The organism is Sorangium sp. So ce1153, assembly GCF_051521595.1.
GTDB lineage: Bacteria > Myxococcota_A > Polyangia > Polyangiales > Polyangiaceae > Sorangium.
The window spans coordinates 4,224,163-4,247,870 of sequence record NZ_CP150361.1; the positions used below are offsets into that span (position 1 = coordinate 4,224,163).

General features: G+C 73.7%; 19 protein-coding genes. 6 read left to right on the plus strand and 13 right to left on the minus strand.

Features of this window, described 5'->3' with window-relative positions; all coding sequences use genetic code 11:
- The first annotated feature begins 79 nt into the window (after positions 1–79).
- Together WME85_RS15030 and WME85_RS15035 are read left to right on the plus strand one after the other, a co-directional pair.
- Positions 80–700: a type II secretion system protein gene (locus WME85_RS15030; RefSeq protein ID WP_437838880.1), complete on the plus strand. Its 621-nt coding sequence runs from the start codon at positions 80–82 to the stop codon at positions 698–700.
- A gap of 11 nt (positions 701–711) precedes the next feature.
- Complete coding sequence (locus WME85_RS15035) at positions 712–2,325, plus strand: pentapeptide repeat-containing protein (RefSeq protein ID WP_437838882.1); 1,614 nt, start codon at positions 712–714, stop codon at positions 2,323–2,325.
- Positions 2,326–2,341: 16 nt separating this feature from the next.
- Here WME85_RS15035 and ptsP read toward each other — a convergent pair whose 3' ends face one another.
- Genes ptsP through dhaK form a run of 3 tightly spaced genes read right to left on the minus strand, consistent with a single transcriptional unit; the run spans position 2,342 to position 6,615 of the window.
- A complete protein-coding gene (gene ptsP / locus WME85_RS15040; RefSeq protein ID WP_437838884.1) occupies positions 2,342–4,924 on the minus strand; it encodes a phosphoenolpyruvate--protein phosphotransferase in 2,583 nt (860 codons plus the stop codon).
- The gene (gene dhaL / locus WME85_RS15045; protein WP_437838886.1) at positions 4,921–5,610 is read right to left on the minus strand and encodes a dihydroxyacetone kinase subunit DhaL; all 690 of its coding nucleotides are present in this window, start codon (positions 5,608–5,610) and stop codon (positions 4,921–4,923) included. The genes ptsP and dhaL overlap by 4 nt, the downstream gene beginning before the upstream one ends.
- A 3-nt stretch (positions 5,611–5,613) precedes the next feature.
- Entirely contained in the window at positions 5,614–6,615 is a 1,002-nt protein-coding gene (gene dhaK / locus WME85_RS15050; protein ID WP_437838888.1) for a dihydroxyacetone kinase subunit DhaK, read from the minus strand.
- Positions 6,616–6,702: 87 nt separating this feature from the next.
- Here dhaK and WME85_RS15055 point away from each other — a divergent pair, with 87 nt between their 5' ends.
- A complete protein-coding gene (locus WME85_RS15055; protein WP_437838890.1) occupies positions 6,703–7,494 on the plus strand; it encodes a YqjF family protein in 792 nt (263 codons plus the stop codon).
- 40 nt (positions 7,495–7,534) lie between these two features.
- Here WME85_RS15055 and WME85_RS15060 read toward each other — a convergent pair whose 3' ends face one another.
- From WME85_RS15060 to WME85_RS15070, 3 genes are all read right to left on the minus strand, one after another.
- Entirely contained in the window at positions 7,535–8,503 is a 969-nt protein-coding gene (locus WME85_RS15060; protein WP_437838892.1) for a YheT family hydrolase, read from the minus strand.
- 50 nt (positions 8,504–8,553) lie between these two features.
- A complete protein-coding gene (locus WME85_RS15065; RefSeq protein WP_437838894.1) occupies positions 8,554–10,344 on the minus strand; it encodes an MXAN_6577-like cysteine-rich protein in 1,791 nt (596 codons plus the stop codon).
- A gap of 198 nt (positions 10,345–10,542) precedes the next feature.
- On the minus strand, positions 10,543–11,682 hold the full coding sequence (locus WME85_RS15070; RefSeq protein ID WP_437838896.1) for a site-2 protease family protein: 1,140 nt from the start codon (positions 11,680–11,682) through the stop codon (positions 10,543–10,545).
- Between the two features lie 314 nt (positions 11,683–11,996).
- Between WME85_RS15070 and WME85_RS15075 the strand changes: the two genes are divergently transcribed.
- Both WME85_RS15075 and WME85_RS15080 read left to right on the plus strand, forming a co-directional pair.
- Positions 11,997–12,164: a hypothetical protein gene (locus tag WME85_RS15075; RefSeq protein WP_437838897.1), complete on the plus strand. Its 168-nt coding sequence runs from the start codon at positions 11,997–11,999 to the stop codon at positions 12,162–12,164.
- Complete coding sequence (locus WME85_RS15080) at positions 12,161–13,570, plus strand: POT family MFS transporter (protein WP_437838899.1); 1,410 nt, start codon at positions 12,161–12,163, stop codon at positions 13,568–13,570. The genes WME85_RS15075 and WME85_RS15080 overlap by 4 nt, the downstream gene beginning before the upstream one ends.
- 7 nt (positions 13,571–13,577) lie before the next feature.
- Here the strand turns inward: WME85_RS15080 and WME85_RS15085 are convergent, their stop codons facing one another.
- From WME85_RS15085 to WME85_RS15115, 7 genes are all read right to left on the minus strand, one after another.
- Positions 13,578–14,921: a hemolysin family protein gene (locus WME85_RS15085; RefSeq protein ID WP_437842301.1), complete on the minus strand. Its 1,344-nt coding sequence runs from the start codon at positions 14,919–14,921 to the stop codon at positions 13,578–13,580.
- 270 nt (positions 14,922–15,191) lie between these two features.
- Positions 15,192–16,259, minus strand: a complete 1,068-nt coding sequence (locus WME85_RS15090; RefSeq protein WP_437838901.1) for a 3-deoxy-7-phosphoheptulonate synthase — start codon at positions 16,257–16,259, stop codon at positions 15,192–15,194.
- 286 nt (positions 16,260–16,545) lie between these two features.
- The gene (locus WME85_RS15095; protein ID WP_437838903.1) at positions 16,546–17,322 is read right to left on the minus strand and encodes an RNA polymerase sigma factor; all 777 of its coding nucleotides are present in this window, start codon (positions 17,320–17,322) and stop codon (positions 16,546–16,548) included.
- 359 nt (positions 17,323–17,681) lie between these two features.
- Positions 17,682–18,980: an RNA polymerase sigma factor gene (locus WME85_RS15100; RefSeq protein ID WP_437838905.1), complete on the minus strand. Its 1,299-nt coding sequence runs from the start codon at positions 18,978–18,980 to the stop codon at positions 17,682–17,684.
- A gap of 75 nt (positions 18,981–19,055) precedes the next feature.
- On the minus strand, positions 19,056–20,135 hold the full coding sequence (locus WME85_RS15105; RefSeq protein WP_437838907.1) for a hypothetical protein: 1,080 nt from the start codon (positions 20,133–20,135) through the stop codon (positions 19,056–19,058).
- A gap of 97 nt (positions 20,136–20,232) precedes the next feature.
- On the minus strand, positions 20,233–20,730 hold the full coding sequence (locus WME85_RS15110) for a hypothetical protein (protein ID WP_437838909.1): 498 nt from the start codon (positions 20,728–20,730) through the stop codon (positions 20,233–20,235).
- Between the two features lie 555 nt (positions 20,731–21,285).
- Complete coding sequence (locus tag WME85_RS15115; protein ID WP_437838911.1) at positions 21,286–22,320, minus strand: hypothetical protein; 1,035 nt, start codon at positions 22,318–22,320, stop codon at positions 21,286–21,288.
- A 482-nt stretch (positions 22,321–22,802) separates the two neighbouring features.
- Between WME85_RS15115 and WME85_RS15120 the strand changes: the two genes are divergently transcribed.
- Positions 22,803–23,666: a hypothetical protein gene (locus WME85_RS15120; RefSeq protein ID WP_437838913.1), complete on the plus strand. Its 864-nt coding sequence runs from the start codon at positions 22,803–22,805 to the stop codon at positions 23,664–23,666.
- The last annotated feature ends 42 nt before the right edge of the window (positions 23,667–23,708 follow it).

The window sequence follows — 23,708 nt, forward strand, 5'->3', positions numbered from 1 at the left end:
CCCGACCAAACAGCGCCCCGCGGCCGGGATACCGGGTTTCCGCCTGTTCATCGATGGACAGTCCGGTTATACATGTATCGTGGTAAGGGAATTCCGGCCTGGGTTCGATAGGGCATCTCGGGGGCGGGAGCGACGAGGCTTCACGCTCGTCGAGGTGATGCTCGCCGCGGGGATCGTGGCGGTCCTGGCCGCCCTGGCCACCCAGGGCGTGACCAGGTACTTCGTGCTCGCCAAGTCGGCCGAGGCCAAGCACACGATCGGCGCCATCGCGAGGGCCGTGGTCGTGTCGGCCGACCGGCTCCAGGCGAGAGCGGACGGCCCGGCAGCGCAGCCGCTGTGCAGCGACGCGGTCACGGTGCCCAACGCGTTCTATCGAGTCCAGGGCCACAAGTACCAGCCCGACCCCAGACCAGGCGTGGATTACAATACAGGGAGCCCGACCGTGGGCTGGAAGTGCCTTGGGTTCGAGATCACCCAAGCTCAGTCGTACCAGTATCGGTATCGGCTCGGCGGCTCCCCGATGCCCGTCTCGATCAATCACTTTCCCGACGACGTGCCGCTGGACCGCAGGTGGGCCGCGTACGCGCGGGGCGACCTCGACGGGGACGGGACGCACGCGTGGTTCGCGCTGGACGGCTACATGAAGGACGGGCAGGTGCTGTTCGCGAGCGCGATCGGCACCATCGACCCGGACGAGTAGGCGGCGCCGCCGTGGATCCCGCCGCGCTCCACAGGCTGTTCGGCGCGCTCTCGTCGCGCCGCGGCGGTGAAAGCACCGCCATCGAGCTCCCGGGCGCGGACCTCGCGGCCGCGCACCTGCTCTGCGCCGACCTCCAGGGCGCGAACCTCGCCGGCGCGCGCCTCGACGGGGCGAAGCTCGGCGGCGCGAACCTCGCGGGGGCGCGGCTCGACGCCGCGTCGCTCGTCAACGCGGACCTGACCGGCGCCGACCTGCGCTGGGCCGACCTGTCCGGGGCGCTGCTCGGCGGGGCGCTCTTCACGGCCGCCGACCTGCGCGGGGCCAGGCTCCCGCGCTCGTTCTCCTCGGCGAGCTCGCTGTCGGGCGCCCGCGTCGACGCGTCGGCGTGCGAGCGCTCCGGCCTCGACGAGGAGGCCGTCCTGGCGCTGGCGGGCGCGGGCGCGTCGTTCGACGACATCGCGTCGTTCTCCTCGCTGCTGCGCGACGCGCTCGCGAGCGCCGGCGCGGTCGCCGAGAGCGCGGAGCGGAGCCGCCGCCTCGCGCCGCCGGAGTCGCAGCGGGCGAGCGCGCCGCCGGAGTCGCAGCGGGCGAGCGCGCCGCCGGAGTCGCAGCGGGCGAGCGCGCCGCCGGGCTCGCAGCGGCTCGGGGCAGCGCCTGACTCGCAGCGGGTGAGCGCGCCGCCCGAGTCGCAGCGGGTGAGCGCGCCGCCTGGCTCGCAGCGGCTCGGGGCCGGGCCCGACTCGCGGCGGATGACCGCGCCGTCCTCGCAGCGGATCCCCGAGGCACCCTCCTCGCAGCGGCTCGGGGCTGGGCCGGAGTCGCTGCGGATGCCCGCGCCGCCCGAGGCGCGCCGCCACGGCGCGGCCGCGGGGGCGCCCCGCCGCGCCGCCGGCGCCTCGCACCAGCGGGCGGAGGTGCCCCTGGTGGCGCGGCAGGTCGAGCTGCGCCTCGCGCTCGCCGGCGGCGCGCTGCTCCTCGTCCTCGCGACCGCCGTCGCCCTCGCGAAGATCCCGCCGCCCGGGCTCCTCTGGGCCGCGCACGCCGGCGGCGCGCTGGGCGCGGCGCTCCTGAGCTTCGCGCTGCCGCTCCTCGGCACGGAGCGCGGCGCCGCGCGCGCCCTCGCTGCCCGCCTCGTGCTCGCCGCGCTCGTCGCGACGCTGGTCCACGGCGCCGACCCGTCCCGCCTCGCCATCTTCCGGCTGCGCGCCACGCTCGCGTCGGGCGACGCCGCGAGCCGAGCCGCCGCCGTGCGCCTGCTCGCGCGGAGCGGTCACCGCCATTTCGACGGGCTGGACCTCTCGGGGCTCGAGCTCGCCAGCGCCGATCTGACCCAGACGAGCTTCCGGAACGCGCGCCTCGCCGGGGCAGACCTGTCGGGCGCCGCGCTGATGGAGTCGACCTTCGAGGGGGCCGATCTGACCGGCGCGAACCTGCGGGGCGCCGACCTCTCGGGGGCGGACGCCGACCAGGCGCGCGGCTGGGAGCTCGCCGAGTGCGACGCGGCGACGGAGCTGCCGGGCGACGGCGCGTGCGTGCTCGGACACCCGGTCCGCGCGCCGCAGCCAGCGCAGGACGCCACCGCGCGCTCGGCGCACGAGGGCGCGCCCCCGGCCGGAGCGCTGTAGCGACCGCCGCCGGCGGTCAGCCCGGCCGCCGCGCCGCCGCGCGGACCGCGCGGGCCGCCGACGCCTCGTCGACCGCGAGCGCCTCCTCGGCGGCGGCCGCGAGCTCCGCGAACGTGGCCCCGGCGAGCGCGTCCTCCACCGCCTCGACAGCGGAGACGCCCATGCTGAGCTGCGTGACGCCGAGGCCGACGAGGAGCGGCGCGACGTCGGGATCGCCCGCGGCCTCGCCGCACACCGAGACCGGCCGCCCCGCGGCGTGGCCCGCCTCCACCACCGCGCGCACGAGCCGCAGCACCGCCGGGTGCGCCGGGTCGGCGAGCGCGTGCAGCCGCGGGTGCCCGCGCTCCGCCGCGAGCGTGTGCTGCGTCAGGTCGTTCGTCCCGATGCTGAAGAAGGCGGCCTGCCGCGCGAGGCGATCGGCCATCAGCGCCGCCGACGGCACCTCGATCATGATGCCCGTGGCCGCGGGCCAGAGGTGCGGCCTGCCGGCGGCCGCGAGCGCCTCGTGCGCGCGATCGAGCGCGGCGCGCACGGCGCTCACCTCGGCGGCGGTCGAGACCATCGGGATCAGGATGCGCACGTCGTGGCCGCGCCCCGCGACGAGGATGGCGCGGAGCTGCGCCTCGAGCAGCGCCGGCCGCTCGAGGGAGAGGCGCACGCCGCGGACGCCCAGGCTGGGGTTCGCCTCGGCCGCCAGCGCGAGGTAGGGCAGCGCCTTGTCGCCGCCGGCGTCGAGCGTGCGGACCACGATGGGCGCGCCGGCGAACACCGCGAAGATCTCGGCGAGCAGCGCGGTCTGCTCCTCCTCGCCGGGCTCGTCGAGGCGGCCGAGGAACGGCATCTCGGTGCGCAGGAGCCCGATCCCCACGGCGCCTGCCTCGCGCGCGGCGCGCGCGTCCGACGGCCCGGCCACGTTCGCCCAGAGCTCGATCTCGCGGCCGCACGCGAGGCGCAGGCGCCCGTCGCGCGCGCACGCCGGCCGCCGCGAGGCGCGCAGGGCCGCCTGCCGCCGCTCGATCTCGAGCGTCGTCTCGGGGTCGGGGTCGAGCCATACCTCGCCTGTCGCGCCGTCGAGGCCGGCGATCGCGCCGCCCGCCTCCGGCACCAGCGCCGCGGCCCCCGCGACCGCCGGGATGCCGGCGCCGCGCAGCAGGATGGCCGCGTGCGAGGTGGGGCCGCCGCGGCGGTCGATGACGCCGAGCACCCGCGCCGCGTCGAGCCGCGCCGCCTCCGACGGCGTGAGGTCGTCGGCCACGACGACCGCCGGCGGCCCGTCGGGCAGCGTGCCCGGGGCGCCGCCGAGCAGGGCGCGCACCACCGCGTTGCCCACGTCGTGGACGTCCGCCTCGCGCGCCCGCAGGTACGGATCCTCGAGCTGCCGGTAGATCGCGGCCGCGGCCTCGATCGCCTGGAGGAAGGCCCAGGCCGCGTTGCAGCGCTCCCGCGCGATGCGCGCGAGGGCCTCGTCGACGAGGGCCGGATCGCAGAGCAGCGCCTGGTGGGCGTCGAGGATGTCGCTGCCGCGGAGCGCGCTGGCGAGGTCCTGCGCCGCGAGGTCGAGCGCCCGCCGGAGCCGCTCGGCCTCCGCCGCGGGATCGTCGATCGCCGTGTCGGGGACCTTCGGGGTCGACCGCACGAGCCGGACCAGCGGGCCGAGCGCGACGCCCGGCGCGACGGGGATCGCGAGGCCCGAGACGGCGGCCTGCGCCGGCGCGGCCGCCGGCGTCTCGCGCTGCACGAGCGCCGCGAGCGCCTCGACCGCCTCGGCCGCCTGCCGCCCGGTCGCGAACAGGCGCAGCACGTCGCCGCGGCGGGCGCCGAGCGAGGCGAGCGCGATCAGGCTCGAGGTGCGCACCGGGCCGCGGCCGTTGGTCACGTTCTCCAGGGTGATCGCCGCGTCGAAGGCCGCCGCGCGCGCGATGAGGTGCGCTGCCGGGCGGGCGTGCAGGCCGCTCGGATCGGCGATCACGACGTCCGCGGTCGCGGCCGTCGTCGTGGTGACGGCGGTCGTCACCGCGGTGACGGCGGCGGTCGCGGCGGCGACGGCGGCGGTCGTCACCGCGGCGGCGACGGCGGTCGTCGCGGCGGTCGTCATCGCCGCGACGGTGGCGGTCGTCGCGGCGGCGACGGCGGCCGTCTCCCCCGGGGCGATCGCCTCGGCGGGGCGCTCGGCCTCGCCGAGCTGCGCGGCCTTCGGCGCGAGCGCCTGCCGCGCGTCCGCGGCGACCTGATCCAGCGTGCCGCCCGCCGCCGCCCGCACCGCGGCGGCGACCGCGCCTTCCACGATCGGCCCGCCGGTGAGGCGCGTGCGCGCGCCGAGCTCCGGATCGACCAGCTCGAGCGCCGTCTCGGCGCTCAGGATCGCGCTGCCGAGGTCCATCAGCACGACGGCGCCGGCCGGCCCGCAGACGCGCTCGATCGCGGCGGCGATGGCGGTGGCGTCGGTGCCGAGCTCGGCGCCGCCCGCGCCCGCGCCCGCCGCGCACGCGATCGCGACCGACTCGCCGGTCATCTGCCGGGCCAGCGTCTCGGTGGCCTCGGCGAGCGCGCGGCTGTGCGAGACCAGGACGAGCCCGACGCGGCCCGCCGCCCCGCTCATGCCCCTGCCGTTGCGGCCAGGCTCCGCAGCAAGAGCCAGCACGACGTGGCGCCGGGGTCCTGGTGCCCAGCGCTGCGCTCGCCGAGGTAGCTCGCCCGGCCCTTGCGGGCGATGAGCGGCACCGTCGCTTCCGCCCCGGCCCGCGCGGCCTCGGCGGCGCGGGCGAGCGCGTCCGCCATCGAGGCGCGCTCCGTCGGCGCGCCGTCGGAGCGCGCGCCCGCGGGCTGCGGCGCGCTCTGGGCGGCCTTGAGCGCGTCGACCGCCGGGACGAGCGCGTCGACCATCGTCTTCTCGCCGGGCGCCGCCTTGCCGCGGCGCCTCACCCCCTCGAGGCCCGCCTCGAGGCAGGCCGTCAGCGCCGCGAGGTCGAGCGCCGCGGCGCCGGCCGCCTTCTGGCCCGCGTCGCGGAACAGCGTGCCGTAGAGCGGCCCGCTCGCCCCGCCGACGGTCGACAGCAAGATCGTTCCGACGTTCCGGAGGAGCGCGCCGATGTCGCCGCGATCGAGGGTGTCGAGCCGGCCGCGCACCGCCGTGAAGCCGCGCGCCATGTTCACCCCGTGGTCGCTGTCGCCGATCGGCGCGTCGAGCTCGGTCAGGAACATCTTCTCGCGCTCCAGCACGTCGGCCGCGCGCTCGAGCCACGCCGCGATGTGGTCGCCGCTCAGCGTCTGCGTGGGCGTCTGCATCGATCAGGCTCCCCAGCGAAGCGCGGGCGTGTGCACCGGCGCGTCCCACCAGCGGATCATCTCGTCATCGAGCCTGAGCAGGGTCGCCGACACGCCGGCCATCTCGAGCGACGTGATGTACGGCCCGACGAGGCTGCGCGTGACCCTGAGGCCGCGCTCGCGCGCGATCGCCTGGGCCTTGCGGTAGATGACGTAGAGCTCGATGAGCGGCGTCCCGCCCATGCCGTTCACGAACAGGAGCACGTCGTCGCCGGGCTTGAACGGCAGGTCGTCGAGGATCGGCTGCATCAGGATCTCGGCCACCCGGTCCGCGGGCTCCAGCTGGGCGCGGCGCCGGCCGGGCTCGCCGTGGATGCCGATGCCGACCTCCATCTCGCCCGGGCCGAGCTCGAACGAGGGCTTGCCGGCGTGCGGCACGGTGCACGCGGAGAGCGCGATCCCCATGCTGCGGCCGTGGGCGTTGACCCGCCGGCACAGCGCCGCCACCTCGTCGAGCGGGCGCCCCGCCTCGGCGGCCCCGCCGCAGATCTTCTCGGCGAGGACGGTGGTCCCCACGCCGCGCCGCCCGGCCGTGTAGAGGCTGTCCTCGACCGCCACGTCGTCGTTCACGAGCACGCCCTCGACCGAGGTGCCCGCCTCCCGCGCGAGCTCGGCGGCCATCTCGAAGTTCATGACGTCGCCGGTGTAGTTCTTGATGATGTGGAGCACGCCGGCGCCGCCGTCGACCGCCCGCGTCGCCTCGGCGATCTGGTCCGGCGTGGGGCTCGTGAACACGGCCCCCGGGCAGGCGGCGTCGAGCATGCCCCGCCCGACGTACCCGGCGTGCAGCGGCTCGTGCCCGCTGCCGCCGCCCGAGACGAGGGCGACCTTGCCCTTGCCCTTCGCCTCCGCGCGCGTGACGAAGAGCGGCGCGGCGTTCACCCGGAGGAGATCGGCGTGGGCCAGGGCCATGCCCTCGAGGGCCTCGCCGACCAGGTCTTCCGGCGCGTTGATGAGCTTCTTCATCCTGCCCTCCGCTCCGTCTCCGTCGTTGCCGTCCGTTGCCGTTGGTCGCCGTCCGTCTCCGTCCGCTGCCGCGGGCAGGATATCCCCATGCCGTCGTCCACCGCGAGGGGGGATCTTCGCGCCGCGCTGCCCTATCCTGCGGTCACCGTGGATCGACTCGCTCCCACGCTCCGTCCTTCCGGCCGCCCGGCGGGCTTCCAACGGTGGAGAGAGCTGCTCTTCCTCCACTGGGAGACGCCAGCCTCCGCGCTCCGCGCCGTCGTGCCGTCCGGCCTCGAACTCGACACCTTCGAGGGCAGGGCCTACGTCGGCGTCGTCGCCTTCACCATGCGCGACGTCAGCCCCTGGTGGTCGCCGAGCGTGCCGGGGATCTCGAACTTCCACGAGCTCAACGTCCGCACCTACGTGCACCGGGAGGGGCGGGACCCGGGCGTATGGTTCTTCAGCCTGGACGCGGCCAAGGCCCTCGCGGTCCTGGTGGCCCGGGCCGGCTGGCACCTGCCCTATCACTTCGCCTCGATGGCGCTCGAGTCGCGGGACGGCGAGGTCCACTATCGCAGCGAGCGGCGCTGGCCCGGCCCCGTGCCCGCGCGCTTCGAGGCGCGCTATCGCGTCGGCGCGGCGATCGACGGGGGCGCCGCGGCGCCGGGGACGTTCGAGCACTTCCTGGCCGAGCGCTACCTGCTGTTCGCCGGGCGCGAAGGCGAGCTCGAGATGGGACAGGTGCACCACGTGCCCTATCCGCTCCACCGCGCCGAGGTGAGCCAGGTCGAGGAGAGCGTCGTCGCCGCGGCCGGCTTGCCCGCGCCCGAGGGGGCGCCGCACGTGCTCTACAGCCCGGGCGTGGACGTCGACGTCTACGCGCTCGCGCCGGCGTGACGCTGTCGCCGCGCGCGGCCACCCGGGCGCCGCGCGCGCCTCAGCGCCGCTCCAGCCAGTGGAGGACCTGGGACTCCAGGCCTGGCACGGCCCCGAACCCGAGGCTCAGCGCCTGCGGGAAGCCCACGTGCCCGCCGAGCTGGAGCCACTGGACGTCGAGCAGCGGCGAGAGGGGGTGCGCCTCGAGCGCCGGTCGCACCGTGTCGAGCGGCACCATCGGGTCGGCCTCGGTCGCGACGATCAGCGACGGGACGGCCAGGTCGCGGAGGCGCGGGGCCGCGCTCTCGCTCGCGTAATACGCATCGGGGCTCTGGAAGCCGAACCAGCGTGTCACGATGCGGCGATCCCACTCGCGGATCGTGCGGATCGCGAGCGCCTCCCGGACGGGCAGGGGCACGGCGCGGCGGGACGCGACGGCGGCGTACATCTCCTTCAACCCCGACAGCACGTGCCGGCGGTACAGCCAGCGCTCCGGCTGGTCGATGGCGGTGACCGACCGCTCGAGATCGAGCGGCGGGCAGATGGCGGCCACGGCGCGGACGCGCGGGTCGTGCGCGCCGGAGGCGGCGTAGCGGAGCGCGATGTGCCCGCCGATCGAGTAGCCGACGAGGAGCACGCGCTCGTACCGGTCGAGCTCGGGGGAGGCGATGGCGGCGTGCAGATCGGAGAACAGGCCGGCGTGGTAGATGCCGGCCCCGTCGCCCGCGGCGCCGCGCAGGTTGAGGCGCAGGGACGCGAGCCCGGCGCGCTCGGCCTGCGCGGCGGCCGTCACCACATAGTAGCTCTCGGCCGTGCCGCCGAGGCCGTGGACGATGACGAGGATGGCCCTCGCCCCCTCCCGGTGGCGGATCTTGCCGAGCAGCCGGACAGGCCCGGCAGCGGGGTCGTCGACATCCACCGAGAAGGGGGAGGAAGGCGGGAGCGGTGTGGCGCGAATCTGGTGCTTGAGCCAGGGAGCGATCGTCCAGAAATGGCCGTGCCAGAAATGGCCGTTGAAGACGCGCTGCATTCGCGCGCACCTACCACGGCCGGCGCCCCGCTTCTAACGCGCCCCGCGGCTCACCGGCACGTGACCTCGTCGGTCCCGGCGCAGTCGAGCGGGCACTCGTTGCACAAGGCGCAGACGAGGGCCGCGTCGAAGAGCGCGGCGCTCTCCGGGGCTCCCGCCCTGCAGGCTTCCCGGCAGGTATCCGTGGCGCACGTGCGGATGCAACTCACGTACTCGAGGCAGGCCTCGCTGTCGGTGCAGGCGGAGAGCTCGTCCGCGCAGTTCCCCTCGAACGCGCACGCGACGCACCCCTCGACGGAATCGCCGCACACGCCCTTGCCGTCGCACACCTCCGGCGGGACGGCCCGCCGGACGTTGAGCGTGAACGCGCCCACCGATTCGTCGCGGGACCCGTCGACAACGATCACGACGGTCTGGCCCGCCTCGAGCGTCACCGTGACCTCGGACTGCTCGACCTCCGTGTCGTCGTTGCACGCGAGCTGCGCCCCCCGGCAGGTCGCGTTGCGCACGTGGAGCATCGTGTCGAACGCCGATCCGAACGTGTCGAAGGTGTAGTCGCCGGCGACCGGCGCCGTGAACGCGTACCCCGCGTCAGGGCTGTCCGAGTCGCCGCACTCCGTCGTCACGCTGGGGCTCACGCTGTTGGGCCGGCCGACCGTGCTGCCGGTGATCGTCTGCGGGACCGAGGGATCGAGCGTGCCCGCCGGGCAGGTCGAGGCGCTCCGGCGCGTGATGTTCAGCTCGAAGGTGCCCGTCTCGTCATCGGCGCCGTCGACCACGATATAGACGGTCTGGCCCGTGGCCATGTCGACCGTGACGACCGCGGCGCCCGGGTCGGCGCTGCACTCGAGCTCGGCGCAGCCCGCCGCGTCGAGCACGGCGAGCACGACGTTGTACTGGGAGTTGCTGCTGTCGAAGGAGTAGACGCCCGCGGTGGCGGCGGTGAACGAGAAGATGCGCTCGCTCGAGCTCGTGGCCACGCACGAGGGTGCGTACGTGTTCGACCCGCCGGCGGTCGTGCCGTTCACGATCTGCGGCACGGCGCTGCCGAGGTCCCGCCCCGGGCCGACCGTGCACGCGCACATCCCGGACTGGCATACCTGCGAGTCGTTGCACGCGGCGCCGCAGCTACCGCAGTTCGCGGAGTCGGTCTCGACGTCGACGCACGCCTCGCCGCAGGCCGTGAGCCCCGAGCCGCAGCCGTCCGCGCACGCGCCGTCGATGCAGGTCTGATCCTCGCCGCACGCTGTCTCGCAGTCGCCGCAGTGCTCCTCGTCCGTCTCGGTGCTGACGCAGGCGCCGTCGCAGTCGGTGAGCCCCTCGGAGCAGCCCGCGTCCTGGCACGCGCCGGCCTCGCAGGTCTGGCCCTCGTCGCACGCCGTGTCGCAGTCGCCGCAGTGGTCCGGGTTGGACGCCGTGTCGACGCACGAGCCGCCGCAGTCGGCGCGCCCCGCGGGGCAGCCTTCCTGGCAGGCGCCGTTCTCGCAGGTCTGGCCGTCCTCGCAGGCGCTGTTACAGCTGCCGCAGTGCGCCTCGTCGTCCTGGAGATCGACGCAGCTGTCGCCGCACGCCGTCTCGCCTTCGTCGCAGGTCGGGCCGTCCACGCAGACCCCCGCCGCGCAGATCTGGCCCCCCTCGCAGGTGACGCCGCACGCGCCGCAGTTGCTCGCGTCCATGTTCGTGTTGACGCAGACGCCACCGCAGTCCGTGTCCGGAGCGACGCACGACGGCGTGGTGGTGCCGCCGTCCGAGCACGACGCCATGGCGGCGAGCACCGCCGCGGCGAGCCAGAGCAGGGTATACGTCGGCGCGAGCCTGAAGCGCGATCTGAGCTTTTGCATGAGCCTTCCCTCGGCAGAGATGCCGGCGACGGGGGTCGTGACGAGGAGCCGAGGGGGGAGGATACGCTGATGGCCTTCCAGGCTGTCAATGCTTGCGCCGCGGCCTGACGAGGGCTCGCGCGCGGGTCTCGCCGGCGCGCGTCACGTCGTTCTTCACCACCGCCGCCGCCGCCGCCGCTCCGCGCGCGGGTGCGCTGGTCACGTCCACTGCGCGCGCGGCGCCGCCTGTGACGCGGCGCCGCCCTGCCGCGGCGCCGGCAGGAACTGGAGCAGCGTGAGCGCCTCGGCCATGTCTTCGTGGCTGATGAGGCCCAGGTATCTTTCACCGTCGTACACCGCGACCACAGGGGTGCTCTTCTCGGACATGAGGCGCGCCACCTCGTCGAGCGAGCGATCCGCGCCCACGCGGACGACCTCGCGCCGCATGAGCCCGGCGACGTAGGCGCTGCCCGCGCCCTCGGCGAGCGCGCGGATCACGTCGGCCCGCGTCAACACGCCGATCGGCTCCCCCTCGAGCATGACCGCGAAGTCGGTCTGGTAGGTCGTGAGGATGTGCTCGGCGGCGTCGTTCACGCGGTCGCAGGGCGACAGGGCGATCGCGCGGCGGTTGTAGGCGCGCCCGACGGGGACGTCGCCGAGGATCGTGCGCGCGCGCTCCGTCGCCCGCTCCTGCGAGGCGCCGAGGAACACGAGCACCGAGATGAACGCGAGCACGAGGTGGCCCGAGAGCAGGGCGAAGGCGAACAGCGCGACGGCGATGACCTGGCCGATCGCGGCGGCCGCGGACGTCGCGCGCGCCGGGCCCACGGCCATCGACAGGCCCGCCCGGAGCACGCGCCCGCCGTCGAGGGGCAGGGCGGGGATCATGTTGAACACCGCGAGCGCCATGTTGGCGCCGAGCAGCCAGAGGAGCGCCGTCTGCAGCGAGGGGCTAGACGCCGCCCCGAGCTCGGTGAGCCCCGGGAGGAAGCCGAGCACGCCGTTCACGAGGAGGAGCGCGGCGGCGAGCGCCACGTTCACGGCGGGGCCGGCGAGCGCGATGAGCAGCTCGTGGAGCGGCCTCTCCGGGCGGCCCACGAGCATCGCGACGCCGCCGATCGGCAGGAGCAGGATCTCGCGCACCGTGAGCCCGAAGCGCCTGGCCACGAGGCTGTGACCGAGCTCGTGCAGGGCCACGCAGGCGAAGAGCGCCAGCATCAGCGCGGCGCCGAACAGCGCCCCCTGGGCGCCGTGGCGGCCGCTCCACTCGAGCGCTCCCACGGCGACGATGAGGCCGAACGTCGCGTGCACATTGACGTCGATGCCGGCGATCCGGGCGACCTTGAATGACCACTTCATGCTGTCTGGCTCCTGCTGGATGCGCGCGAGCGGCGCGTCATGGAGCGGGAGACCCCGACGACCGCGCGCCGGGCGGTGCGGCCGGGTCGCACGGTCATGAAATCTCTCGATGCCTGCTCGACGATCCTTTGGCAGTCAAAGCAATGCGCGTACCGTGTTTCACGGCGGCCGCGGGCCGGTCGAGGGGCGCGCTGCCGCGGCGTCGCGCCGCAGCGGGGCATTTCGCACCGGGCCGGGAGGCGCGTTGTTCGCGCGGGAACAACGCGGGGACGACGCGGGAACGACGGCAGCGCGCCCGAGCCGGGAGCAGCGGGGTGCGCGGCGAGCGCCGTGACGCCCCGCGCCGGCCGCTCGGCGGCTTCAGCGCGTCTTTTCGGGACGGCTGGGCGCGCCGGATGCGCCGGGCGCAGCCGATTGCCGGGGCGGTGGAGGCGGTCTACGAGGGCCTGGGCGCGCGGCGCGCGATCGAGGGCCTGCCATGACGCAAACCGCTTCGAGCACGGACACGTTCCCCCCGCAGATCAAGTACATCATCGGCAACGAGGGGTGCGAGCGCTTCAGCTTCTACGGCATGAAGAACATCCTGACGTTCTTCATGATCAACACCATGTTGATCAACGAGCACGTGGCGAAGGCGAATTACCACCTGTTCGTGAGCGCCTGCTACTTCTTCCCGCTCCTCGGCGGCTTCCTGTCCGATCGCTTCTTCGGGAAGTACCGGACGATCCTCTGGCTCTCGCTCGTCTACTGCGCGGGGCACGCCTGCCTCGCGCTCTTCGAGAGCAGCCCGACCGGCTTCTACGCGGGGCTCGCGCTCATCGCCCTCGGCTCGGGCGGGATCAAGCCCTGTGTCTCCGCGCACGTCGGCGACCAGTTCTCCGAGGAGAACAAGCACCTCGTCAAGCACGTGTTCGCCCTCTTCTACTGGATCATCAACTTCGGATCGTTCTTCGCGTCGGCGCTGATCCCGAAGACGCTCGAGTGGTTCGGGCCCCGGGTCGCGTTCGGGATCCCCGGGGTCCTGATGCTGATCGCGACGCTCGTGTTCTGGATGGGGCGCGACAGGTACGTGCACGTGCCCCCGACCGGCGAGAACCCCCACTCGTTCCTTCGCGTCCTCTGGGACGGAGTCCGGGGCGGGCGCGACGCGCGTGGCGTCGCCGCGCGCGGGCGCTTCCTCGATGCGGCGCGCGGGCGGCACCCCGAGGGCGCGATCGACGGCGTCAGGGCCGTCCTGCGGGTGATGACGATCTTCGCCCCCATCCCGGTGTTCTGGGCGCTCTTCGACCAGAAGGGGTCGACGTGGGTGGTCCAGGCGACCCGCATGGATCTCGACGTCCTCGGCTACAGGCTCGCCCCTTCGCAGCTCATGGCGCTGAACCCGCTCATGGTGATGCTGATCATCCCGTTCAACACGATGATCCTCTACCCCGCCCTCGAGCGGCGCGGCTTCCGCCTCTCGGCGCTCGGCCGCATGACCGCCGGCATGGCGATCGCCGGGCTCTCGTTCGTCGCGGTCGCCGCCATCGAGCTCGCGATGACGTCGGACAGCCGGCCCAGCGTGCTCTGGCAGGCCGCGCCCTACCTGCTCATCACCTTCGCCGAGGTGCTCGTGTCCACCACGGGCCTCGAGTTCGCCTATTCCCAGGCGCCGCGCGAGATGAAGAGCACCATCATGAGCTTCTGGAACCTCACCGTCACGGTCGGCAACCTGATCACCGCCGGCGTCGCCGCGCTCAACGTGTTCACGGGCGCGATGCAGTACCTGTTCTTCGCGGCGCTCATCTTCATCGCCGCCCTCGTCTTCGGGCTCCTCGCGCGGCGCTACGTGGTGGTCGACTACTTCCAGCGGAGGTCCGCCGGGGCCGCGCCCGCCCCCGCGTCCTGAGGCGCGCTCAGCCCTCGCCGCGCTGCTCCTCGTCGTCGAGGTCGGCCGGCGGGGGCGGCGGCACGCGGACCCGCACCGTGCGGATCTGCCGGGGGCTCGCGTCGACGATGTGGAGCTCCGCCCCGTCCGGGGTCGTCACGACGTCGCCGGGCGCGGGGATGCGCCGGGCGAGCCCCATGCAGAGCCCGGCGACCGTGGACCAGCGGACGTCGTCCGGCAGCGCGATCGCGAGCTGCCGGCTCAGCTCGTGGACCGGCATGTCGCCGGGCACGAGCGCCGACCCGTCCGGCTCGCGCTGGATCGTCTCGGCGGAGCGCGTGTGCGCGTCGTTCTCGGCGAAGATCTCGCCGACGAGCTCCTCGACCAGGTCCTCCATCGTGACGATGCCGATCATGCCGCCCTGCTCGTCGACCACGACGGCGAGCTGGATCCGGCGCCGCTTCATCTCGGCGAGCAGGTCGACGGCCGGCATCGACCCGACCACGAAGTACGCCGGGCGGAGGATGCTCTCCAGCGAGAACTGCCCGTCGCCCCAGAGCAGCGCGAGCACCTCCGGCATCGTGACGTAGCCGATCACGTTGTCGTTGGAGCCCTCGTGGACGGGCATCCGCGTGTGGCCGTGCTCCAGCACGATGCGCTGGACCTCCTGGGCGGTGGCCGCGCGCGGGAGCGCCACGACGCGGAGGCGGGGGAGCATCACCTGGAGCGCGGTGAGCCCGGCGAAATCGAGGGCGCGGGAGGCGATCTCGCCGGCGCGCTTGTCGACCGAGCCCGCCTGGGCGGCGTCGTCGACGATCTGCTGGATCTCCTCGGGCGAGATGCGCGCCTCGACGAAGTTCGTGCGGTCGCCGAAGAGCCGCAGCACCACGTTCGAGCTCGCCGTGAGCAGCCAGACGAGCGGCCGGGCCAGGGACGAGAGCCCGCGGAGCGGCGGGCCGACGACCATCGCGTACCGCTCGGCGCTGCGGAGGGCGAGCGACTTCGGGACGAGCTCGCCGAGGACGAGCGAGAGGAAGGACACGAGCGCGACCACCGCGGCGAGCGCGAGCTCCTCGGCCGCGTCCCCGATCCACGGCACGGCGTGGAGCACCGGCGTGAGCTTCTGCGCCAGGGTCGACCCGCCGAAGGCGCTCGCCGTGGCGCCGACGACGGTGATGCCGATCTGCACGGTGGCGAGGAAGCGCTCCGGGTTGTCCCGGAGGCGCTTGACCGCGCGCGCCCGGCGGCTCCCCGACTGCACGAGCTGGTCGAGCCGCGTCTTGCGGATCGTGACGACCGCGATCTCGGCGCCCGAGAAGATGCCGTTCACGAGCACGAGGGCGAGGATGACGAGGATCTCCGAGAGAATGATGGCTCCTTCCGCGGCGCTCCGGGTGCATAGCGCGTCGCGCGCCCGCGCGGCAGAGGCGTCGCGCGCCGGCGCGAGGCGCAGCGGGCGAACGGGTGGCGCGGGGAGCGGGGAGGCGCCGGGGCAGGGGAGCCGGCGCTCCCCAGGGAGCGGCAGGCCGGATGGCCGCGTCGATGGGGCCGATCGCCGTCAGCCCCCGCCAGAGGCGGCTATCAGGCGCGCCCCGGCGGGGCGAGGGCGCGCCCGGCGGGGCGAGGGCGCGCCCCGGTGGGGTCAGGCCGCCTTGCTGGCCCGCCGGTCCCGCACCGCCTGCGCGAGGAGCTCGAGCACCGGCACCGTGTCGTTCCAGCCGAGGCAGGCGTCGGTGATGCTCTGGCCGTAGGTGGCGGGCTTGCCCGGCGCGAAATCCTGCCGGCCGCCCGTGAGGTGGCTCTCGATCATCACGCCGAGGATGTCCCGCGAGCCGGAGCGCAGCTGGTCGCCCAGGCTCTCGGCCACGGCCCGCTGGCGCGACGGGTCCTTCTGGCTGTTGCCGTGGCTGCAGTCGACCATCAACCGGCGCGGCAGGCCCGCCTTGGTCAGGCGGTCGGCGGCCTCGCGGACGTGCTCGGGCGCGTAGTTGGGCCCGCGCTGCGAGCCGCGCAGGATGACGTGGCACGCCGAGTTGCCGCGCGTCGCCACGATCGCCGAGATCCCCTGCTTGGTGACGGACAGGAAATGGTGCGCCTCGCGCGCGGCGCGCACGGCGTCGACCGCGATCTGGACGTCGCCCTCGGTGCTGTTCTTGAATCCCACGGGGCACGACAGCCCCGAGGCGAGCTCGCGGTGGATCTGGCTCTCCGTCGTGCGCGCGCCGATGGCGCCCCAGGAGATGAAGTCGGCGATGAACTGCGGCGAGATCGTGTCCAGGAACTCGGTCGCGCTCGCGAGGCCGAGCTCGGCGATGTCGCGGAGCAGCCCGCGGGCGACGCGGAGCCCCTTGTTGATCGAGAAGCTCCCGTCGAGGTCGGGGTCGTTGATGAGACCCTTCCAGCCGACCGTGGTGCGCGGCTTCTCGAAGTACACGCGCATGATCACGAGCAGGTCGTCGCTGAGCCGGTCGCGCGCCTCCCGGAGCCGCGCGGCGTACTCCAGGGCGGCCTTGGGGTCATGGATGGAGCAGGGGCCCACCACCACGATGATCCGGTCGTCTTCGCCCGAGATCACGCGCTCGGCGGCCTTGCGCGCCAGCGCCACCGTCTCGGAGGCCGCGGGGCTGACGGGGATCTCTTCGATAAGGATCGCGGGGGGGATCAAGGGCCTGAGCCCTGCAATACGAAGGTCGTCGGTCGAGTAGTACATCGTTGAGGTTCCAGCATAGCGCGTCGCGATATGCCCCGACTACCCGCGCGTGGGACGGAGGCGCTTTCTCTTGCGATCGGCCTGAAGATTTTCTCGCAGGCGCTCGCGCGCGGGCTGCCGAGGGCGTCCGGGGCGCGCGGTTTCTGGCCGGAGCGGTCGAGCGCGCAAGCGCACGTCACCGTGCCGCGCGCGCCACCGCCACGCGCGGCGCGCGCCACCGCCACGTGCCGCACGCGTCACCGCCACGTGCCGCACGCGTCACCGCCACGCGCCGCACGCGCCACCGCTACGTGCCCGCCGGCGCATGCGCCGGCGCTGCGCCGATCTTCCGGCGAAGCGGGGCGGCGCCCCGGGGCAGCCTGCGAGGCGCTGCGGGCGGCTTGGCGCTCGCGGCGGCCACGTCGGCGGCGGGTCGCTTCGCGTGCAGCCTCGCACCCACGGCGGCCGCCCCGGCAGGTCGCTCCGCGGGCGCGGTCGGTCGCGCCGCCCGCGCGGTCAGCTCCCCGGCGCCGCTCGCTGCGGCGCGCGGAGTCGGCCGGCGCCCGGGGGCTGCGCGGGGCTCCTCCAGCAGCGCGCGCAGCGAGGCGATCGCGCGCGTGCGCCACTTGTACGCCGTCGACAGCGGGATCCCGTGCTGCTCGGCGACCGTCGCCATCGGTACGCCGTCGATGTCGTGCTCGATGAGGATCCGTTGCTCCTCCGCCTCCAGCGAGCTGAGCCGCGTCAGGATGAGCGATCGCGTCTGCTCCGCGTCCATCTGCTCCTCGGCGTTCGGGCGCTCGTCGGCCACGCGCGGAGCGTCGCCGGACGACAGCTCCTCGCGCCGGTGGTGCGCCCGGTCGCGGTAGTGGGCGGCCACGTGGACGGTGATCCGGTTGAGCCACCGCTCCGGCCGCGCGCGGAGCGGGTCGTACGTGGGGAAGCTCTGGTATCCAGCGAGAAAGACGTCCTGAAGGATGTCTCGCCGGTCGCGGCGTGGGACCCCGAGCCGCTTGAGCCAGTTCCACACGGAGTCGTAGGTCTTCCCCCGAAAGAGCCGGACGAAGGCGCGCTGTCTATCCATCGGCATCAGCGGAGGGGAGGTGCGGTGCGGTTGTCCCATGCTCGTTTAATTAGGAGGAGCCGACCCCCCATCTCAAAAAAAGCAATCGCCCCCCGAAAAACGTTCTTCTGTGCGCACTCCATTGCCGCGAGACCCCCCCCAATCGCCACGGACGTGAGGAGCGGGGCTCACCCGCACAGGAGACGGGCCCACCTCGACGTTTTCGGTGCTCGGCGTGCTGGAGCACGCCTGCGCGCCGAAAACGCCGATCTGGGCCCGTCTCCTGTGCGGGTGAGCCCCGCTCGGCAACGCGGTGACTCGGCAACGCGGTGACGAGGAGAGGGGGGATTCTGGCGGATGGACGGTCGACGGGGTGATCGCTAGAGAGGCGAGGGGGGCGGAATGGTGAAGGGTCTGGCGCGGAGCGCGCTCAGGGCGGCGTTTCGCTCGGCCGTGAGGCGGCCCGTGGGGAAACGCCTGCGGTGCTCGATGAGGAGACTGCTCGCCTCCGCACGACGGCCGCTCGATAACGCCGAGATCGCGCTGTCGATGAGCGCGCGCTCCGCGGCGATCTCCTGATCTCGCGACGCGACCGCGCGCACTGCGGCGCGCGGGGGCGCGGCGGCGGCAGGACGCGGCGTGGAGCGCCCGGGGAGCGCCGCGCTCCGCGCGATCCCGGCACCCGCGCTCGCGGCGCCGACGTCCCGCGGGACAGCCGCCGCGGAAGCTGCGCTCGGCGGTGACGCTGCGTCCGTGGACGGCGGCGCCGCGAGCGACTCGGGCGGGGGCGCCATGGTCACGGGCGCGGGCGCCGTGGACTGCGGCGGGGGCTCGACGGCGACCAGGGCGAGCGGGGGCGCGGCGCGCTGTCCAGCAGGGGTCCGGGGCAAGGCGGCGGCCAGCGCGCCCAGCGCGATCGCGAAGGCCACCGCAGCGCCCGCGAACGGGACGGCCACGACCGCGACGGCATGGAGCGCGCCGGCGACGCCGGCCCTCGAGGTCGCGCCGCCCGTCAAGGCCAGCCGCCGCCGCGACAGGGCGCCGCGGGCGCCGCGGTAGAGCCGCGCGAGCAGCGTGCGCCCGAGCTCGCGATCCGCGCGCGCCTCCTCGACCAGCGCGCCGGCGCCGAACGGGATCAGCGCGAGCCCGCGGCCGCGCTGCCGCGCCTGCCACCGCCGCATCGCCGCCTCGATGTCGACCCAGGCGAGCCGGTGCCGGCTCCACGCGGTGCTCAGGGGGATCGAGAGCTGCTCGGCGATCTCGGCCATGTCGATCTCCTCGATCTCGTGGGCGATGAACACGCAGCGGCGCTCCATCGGCATCTCCTCGAGCAGCTTGTCGAGCACGCTGCGCCGATCCCTCGCGATGACGCGCTGCTCTGAGTCGGGGGTGCCGTCGGGCAGCGCCGCGAGATCGTCGAGCGGCCGGAGGCGCTCGCGCCGGCGGTGGGCCCGCCGGAAGTGATTCGACGCCTGGTGCGTGGCGATGCCCATGAGCCACGACCGCACGCTGCCCCGGCTCGGATCGAACCGCGGCAGCGCGCGGTAAGCGCCCGCGAGCACCTCCTGGGCGACATCCTCGATGTCCTGCGCGCGGACCCCGAGGCGGGCGAGGTAGCGGGCGATGAACGAGAAATGCTCGTCGGTGATGGCCGCCATGAAGGCATGGGAAGGTTCCACGGACGTGCTTTTGCGTGAAGGTGACCCCATCTCTTTCCCCCCTCGAGCGCGGCGACGTCGCCGCCGCGAAGCTGGTCAATGCGGCGCCCCCGTGCCCCGCGCGAGCGCGGCGCGGGGCGCGGGCGCCTCGCGCCGTCCCGCGACGCGGAAGTCCACCCGGACGCCGACGAGCCCGCCGACGGAGGGCGGAACCCAGAGCACGGCCTCCGGGGTCTCGATACGTAGCTCCGAGAGGCGGAGCACGATATCCCCGTAAACCTGGATGGCGACCCGGTCGGAGAACGGCATCTCGATGCCAGCGCGAGGCCCCGTGGCGAGCCAGAACGATGATGTATCGACGAGCTCGACACCGGCGCTCGAGGTCGTCGCGACCCCGAGCGAGACGAACGCGCAGGCGAAGAGATGGCGAACCTGCGAGCACGGAACCGCGTTGGCCGCCGCGAGCCACGTCAAGACGGGCTGCCTGTCGACGGTCATCGCGGCGGGCCACTGGACGTGGCCCTCGAGGCCGATCGAGAAGGAAGGATAGCGGAGCGCGACGTGGAGCGCCGTGCCAGGGGTCGTGTCCTGCAGGACGCCGAACACCGCGGCCGCCGCGACCCCGAGCCTGAGCTCGGGCCCCGCCGGGGGGGGCACCGGCGCCGCGGCCTCAGCCTCGAAGGGAGACGCGGGCTCGGGCGCCCAAGTGGCGACCGGGGCGGGCGCGGGTTGCACGCGGAGGCTCGGATCGAGGGCGACGCGGAGCGAGAGCGCCATGTTCATGACGAGCTCCCGGCAGTCGTCGTTGTAGGCGACCAGGTGCCGCGACCAGGTGACCGCGCCCTCGGCGTCGTGGAGCTCCATGGTGGCGTGCATCTCCCTGCCCGGCCCGCGGAACACGAGGGCGCTGGCCTGCAGGTCCGCCGCGGGATCCACCGGGTCGTAGCCGAGCTGTCTGGTCATCTCCTCGCGCAGGAGCGCCCCGCCGGGGCAGCGCTCGGCCCCTGGCGCGCGCCGGTAGTCGAGCTGCACCGCGGTCCGCTGCGGCGCCGCGCTGACGCGCCAGGGCAAGAGCAGCGCCGCGGCAGCCGCGACGAGGCACGCCGGCGCCCTGCCCCTCGGCCGCTCCAGCGTTGCCGCGCCGGCTCCGGTGTTCCTTGCTGACGTTGCTGACATGGTGCTCACCGGGGCGTCAAGACCCGCTCGTTCAGGCCAGGCAGTGGAGAAAGACTCGGCCGCGCCCCCTCCGAGGAGCGGCCTCTGGGGGACTCCGTCAAAAGGCGTCCACGGGGAGCACGAGCCCCACGCCGACCACCGCGGAGAGCGGCGGGACCTGCCATATCTCCCGGTCGTTCACCCAGATGGACGGGCGGCTATGGTTCGTGTGCAGCTCGGCGAACCCGCGCAGCGACAGGCGCTCGGAGAAGGGCCATTCCCCGGCCGCCCGGAGGCCCACCGAGCTGACCCAGGGCTTGCGCGCGTGGATGCTGACCTCGGGCTCGCTCGTGATCCGCAGCTCGCCGGCGTCGAACACGGCGCACAGCGACAGGGCCCCGCGATGACCGCAGATGCCGAGCGCCGGCATCGCGAGGCTCGCATGGACCAGGACGCCGTCGGCGAAGGTGTCCGCCAGGGAGGTGAACATGCGCGCCTCGACGCCGATCGACAGGTTCTGCCAGCGGAACGTCGTGGCGAACGCGGCCCCTCCGGCGAGCGCGGGGAGGAGGCCCACCGCGAGCAGCGGGGACACGGAGATCTCGCCGCGCAACATGTCGTCTTCCTCCTGCGTCTCCGGTCGCGCTTCCTGCGGCTTCCGTTGCGATTCAGACCTAGGCGTATCCGCGTGCGCCGGGGCCGTTGCCACGGTGACAACGAGCATGGCGGCGCAGCCGGCGCGTAGCATCGGCGTCCCGACTAGGGCGGGATCTCTGCCGCATCGAGCGGAGTGAACGCCTCGACCCGAAGCACCCCGCTGCCTCCCCTCCAGCCGGTATACCCCATCATGTGGCCCCCCTCGTCAACACCGCTGGCGCCGGTTGGACACTGCACCTCCGCCGCGCGGCGGAGGTGGGCTCGGCGTCATCGCCCCCACGTCGTGATCCTGTAGATACTGACTTTGGAGCGCACGTAAAGCCTTTTGTGCGCCCGGCCGAGCGCAGAAGGAGTGCATTGTATCTTGGTCTTTTAATTTCTCTCCAGTGAGAGATTTTTGTCGTTCGAGCGCCCCCCTGCGGCGAAGACCTTTCCCCCGCCCGTGCTGGTCTGGTCACGCCTGACGTGGTTCAGGGAGCCCCGCACGCGGCGCATCTGGCCCGCGCTGCGGCCGTCAGTAGCTGTTCCTGCCCGGACGTGTCTGGCAGCAGAAGGTGCTGGGCCCGGTGAGGACGATCTCTCCTTTCAGCTCACCGCCGCTCGGTTCGCAGCTGCCGGGCTCGTTGACGTGCCAGATCGCCTTCATGCTCTTGGGCTGGGCTCCGGGTGTCGGGGCGATGCAGCCCGGGTCTTTGCTGGACACGCCGGCGGTGAGCAGATCGCTGCACGCCCCGTCTCGATAGGAGAGGAGCATCAGAGAGCACTCGCTCCCTGTGGGGGGGCCGCACTCGCACGGCGTGCAGCGGCGCTCGTCCTTCATGCCGTCGTAGAGCACGACCTGCTCCGGGTAGTCCTGCGGACACGTCACCTCGCCCTCTCCGACGTGCATGATGCACTGGGAGAAGTCCCGCATTTGCTCGGCGGGCACGCACGTCTTCGACGGAGAGGCACAGACCCCCTCCCGGGCCACGCCAGCGCACGCCTTCCCGGAGCGGTACCACCGCGAGTAGAGGAGGATGCGCGGCACGGGGGCGAGCTCGATCATGGGCTCGCACGGCGTCACCGTGGGTGAGCCGAGCAGCAGCGACTTGCGATCGCTCACCAGGGCCTCGTTGGCCGGCACGCAGGCGCCGTTCAGGATGTCCCGGGCGTCGAGCGGCACGGGCAGCGATCCATCGCACCTCATCGAGGTGGCCGCCCTGAGCTCGTCAGGTAGCGTACACGCTGGCTCGCCGCACAGGCATCGGCTGCACTCGATGGGATAGTCGGGGGTCTCGTACCCCTTGTACACCGTGGTGGGGGCGCTCTCAGGGCACTGGGGCTCATCCACCGTCCTGCCGACCCAGAGCAGGGCAGGGCCGTCGAAGCCCTCCGGCGTCGGATTGACACACTGCCCGGGGCACGTGCCGCACCGAGCGATGCACGCGTCGGGGTCGAGCTCTCTGCTGCACTGTTCCGCGCACGTCTCGTAAACCACGGTGCTTGTCAGATCACAACCTTCGAGGCACGCGGCGAACAGCAGCGCAATCGCGAGGCAAGTCCTCTTCACGAGACCTCCTTTGGGGCAGAGCTCACGGTCCTCGACTTACTACAGATCCAGGCGTTCAAGGCGAAATCGCGCCGCTGAACCCCAGGAATCACGCCGCCTGGCGCATTGCGGTTCGAGCTGGCGAATTCTAAGGAATCGCGCGGTGCGCCGACTTTTTCGTCGTGGCGCGGGCGTGGGCGCAGTTGTTCATTTTCCGAAATGGAAACTCGCTGCGTCCAGTATGCCTTCTGTGGCGGGACGCGCCCGAGCGCAACTGCGCGTCACCGCTTCGGTCACCGTCGAGGCGCGGGCCGGGCCGGCCTACTGTTCCTGCATCCGCGCCGCGCCGCGGAGGCGCGCGCAGCTGCGCGGCGTGCAGGCGAGCGGCGCGCAGGCGAGCCGCGCAACTCCCACCTCCGCGCGCGGGAAGGAAGGAAGACCGCTGGATCACCGCGGAAAGCGCTCGCGATGCGCGCGCTCGCCGCGTTACGCTCGGCGTCTCGATGAGTGGAGATCCATCCGTCTCCGAGCGCGCGCTGCAGCAGCCGGCGCCCAGTCCTGAGGAAGCCATCGACTCGCGGGGGGCGGCGGGCGACGCGCTCGTCCCGTCCGCGACCGTCTCGCTCTCGTCCGGGCGTCGCTACATGATCGAGGCGACCCCTTCGGGCGACCGGCTCGTCGTCCGCGGCAGGGACGGCGAGCTCGTCCTGCAGATGGAGATCACCGACGCCGGTCCGGTGCTGTCGTTCTCGGCGCCGAACGGCGAGCGCGCCGGCTCGCGGTGGGGCGCCTGGGGGGCCGAGTCCTCGGTGCCCCCGCGGCGCGCGACCTGGGCGCCACAGTCCGGGATACTCCCGCTGGCGAGCGCCAAGGGCCACCCGTCGGAGGGCGACACCGACGAGACGATCCAGGTGCCGCGGGCCATGCCGCTGCCCACGATCAAGCTGCCGCCCGACGCCGAGCTGCTGGAGCTCGACGGCGGCAGCGCGCGGTCGGGGGTCACCCTCCGGCGGCCGTGCGGCGAGCTCGGCGAGGTCGGCGTCGCTCCGGCCGCGCTGGCGCGGTCGGGCTCCACGGCCCCTGAGCCAGCGTCGCAGCGAGACGCTCTCGACGAGCGGCGCGAGCGGCGCGAGCGGCGCGAGCTGCCCTCGCTCAGCCTGCAGCAGTACGCGGCCCTCTGCGCCGAGTCCGCGGTCGGGGCGGCCTCGTCGTTCGACCAGGTGCTCCTGCGCCACGGCATCGCGGACCGGGACCTGTGGAAGGCGGTCGACACGAGCTGGCAGGACCGGCTCGAGCGTGAGCCGATCCTCACCCTGCGCTGGATGGAGCTCACCGCCCGCTACCGGGAGCACATCACCCGCAGGTAGCGCGCGCCTCGTGCGCCTCGTCAACGCGCGGCGCGCGGATTC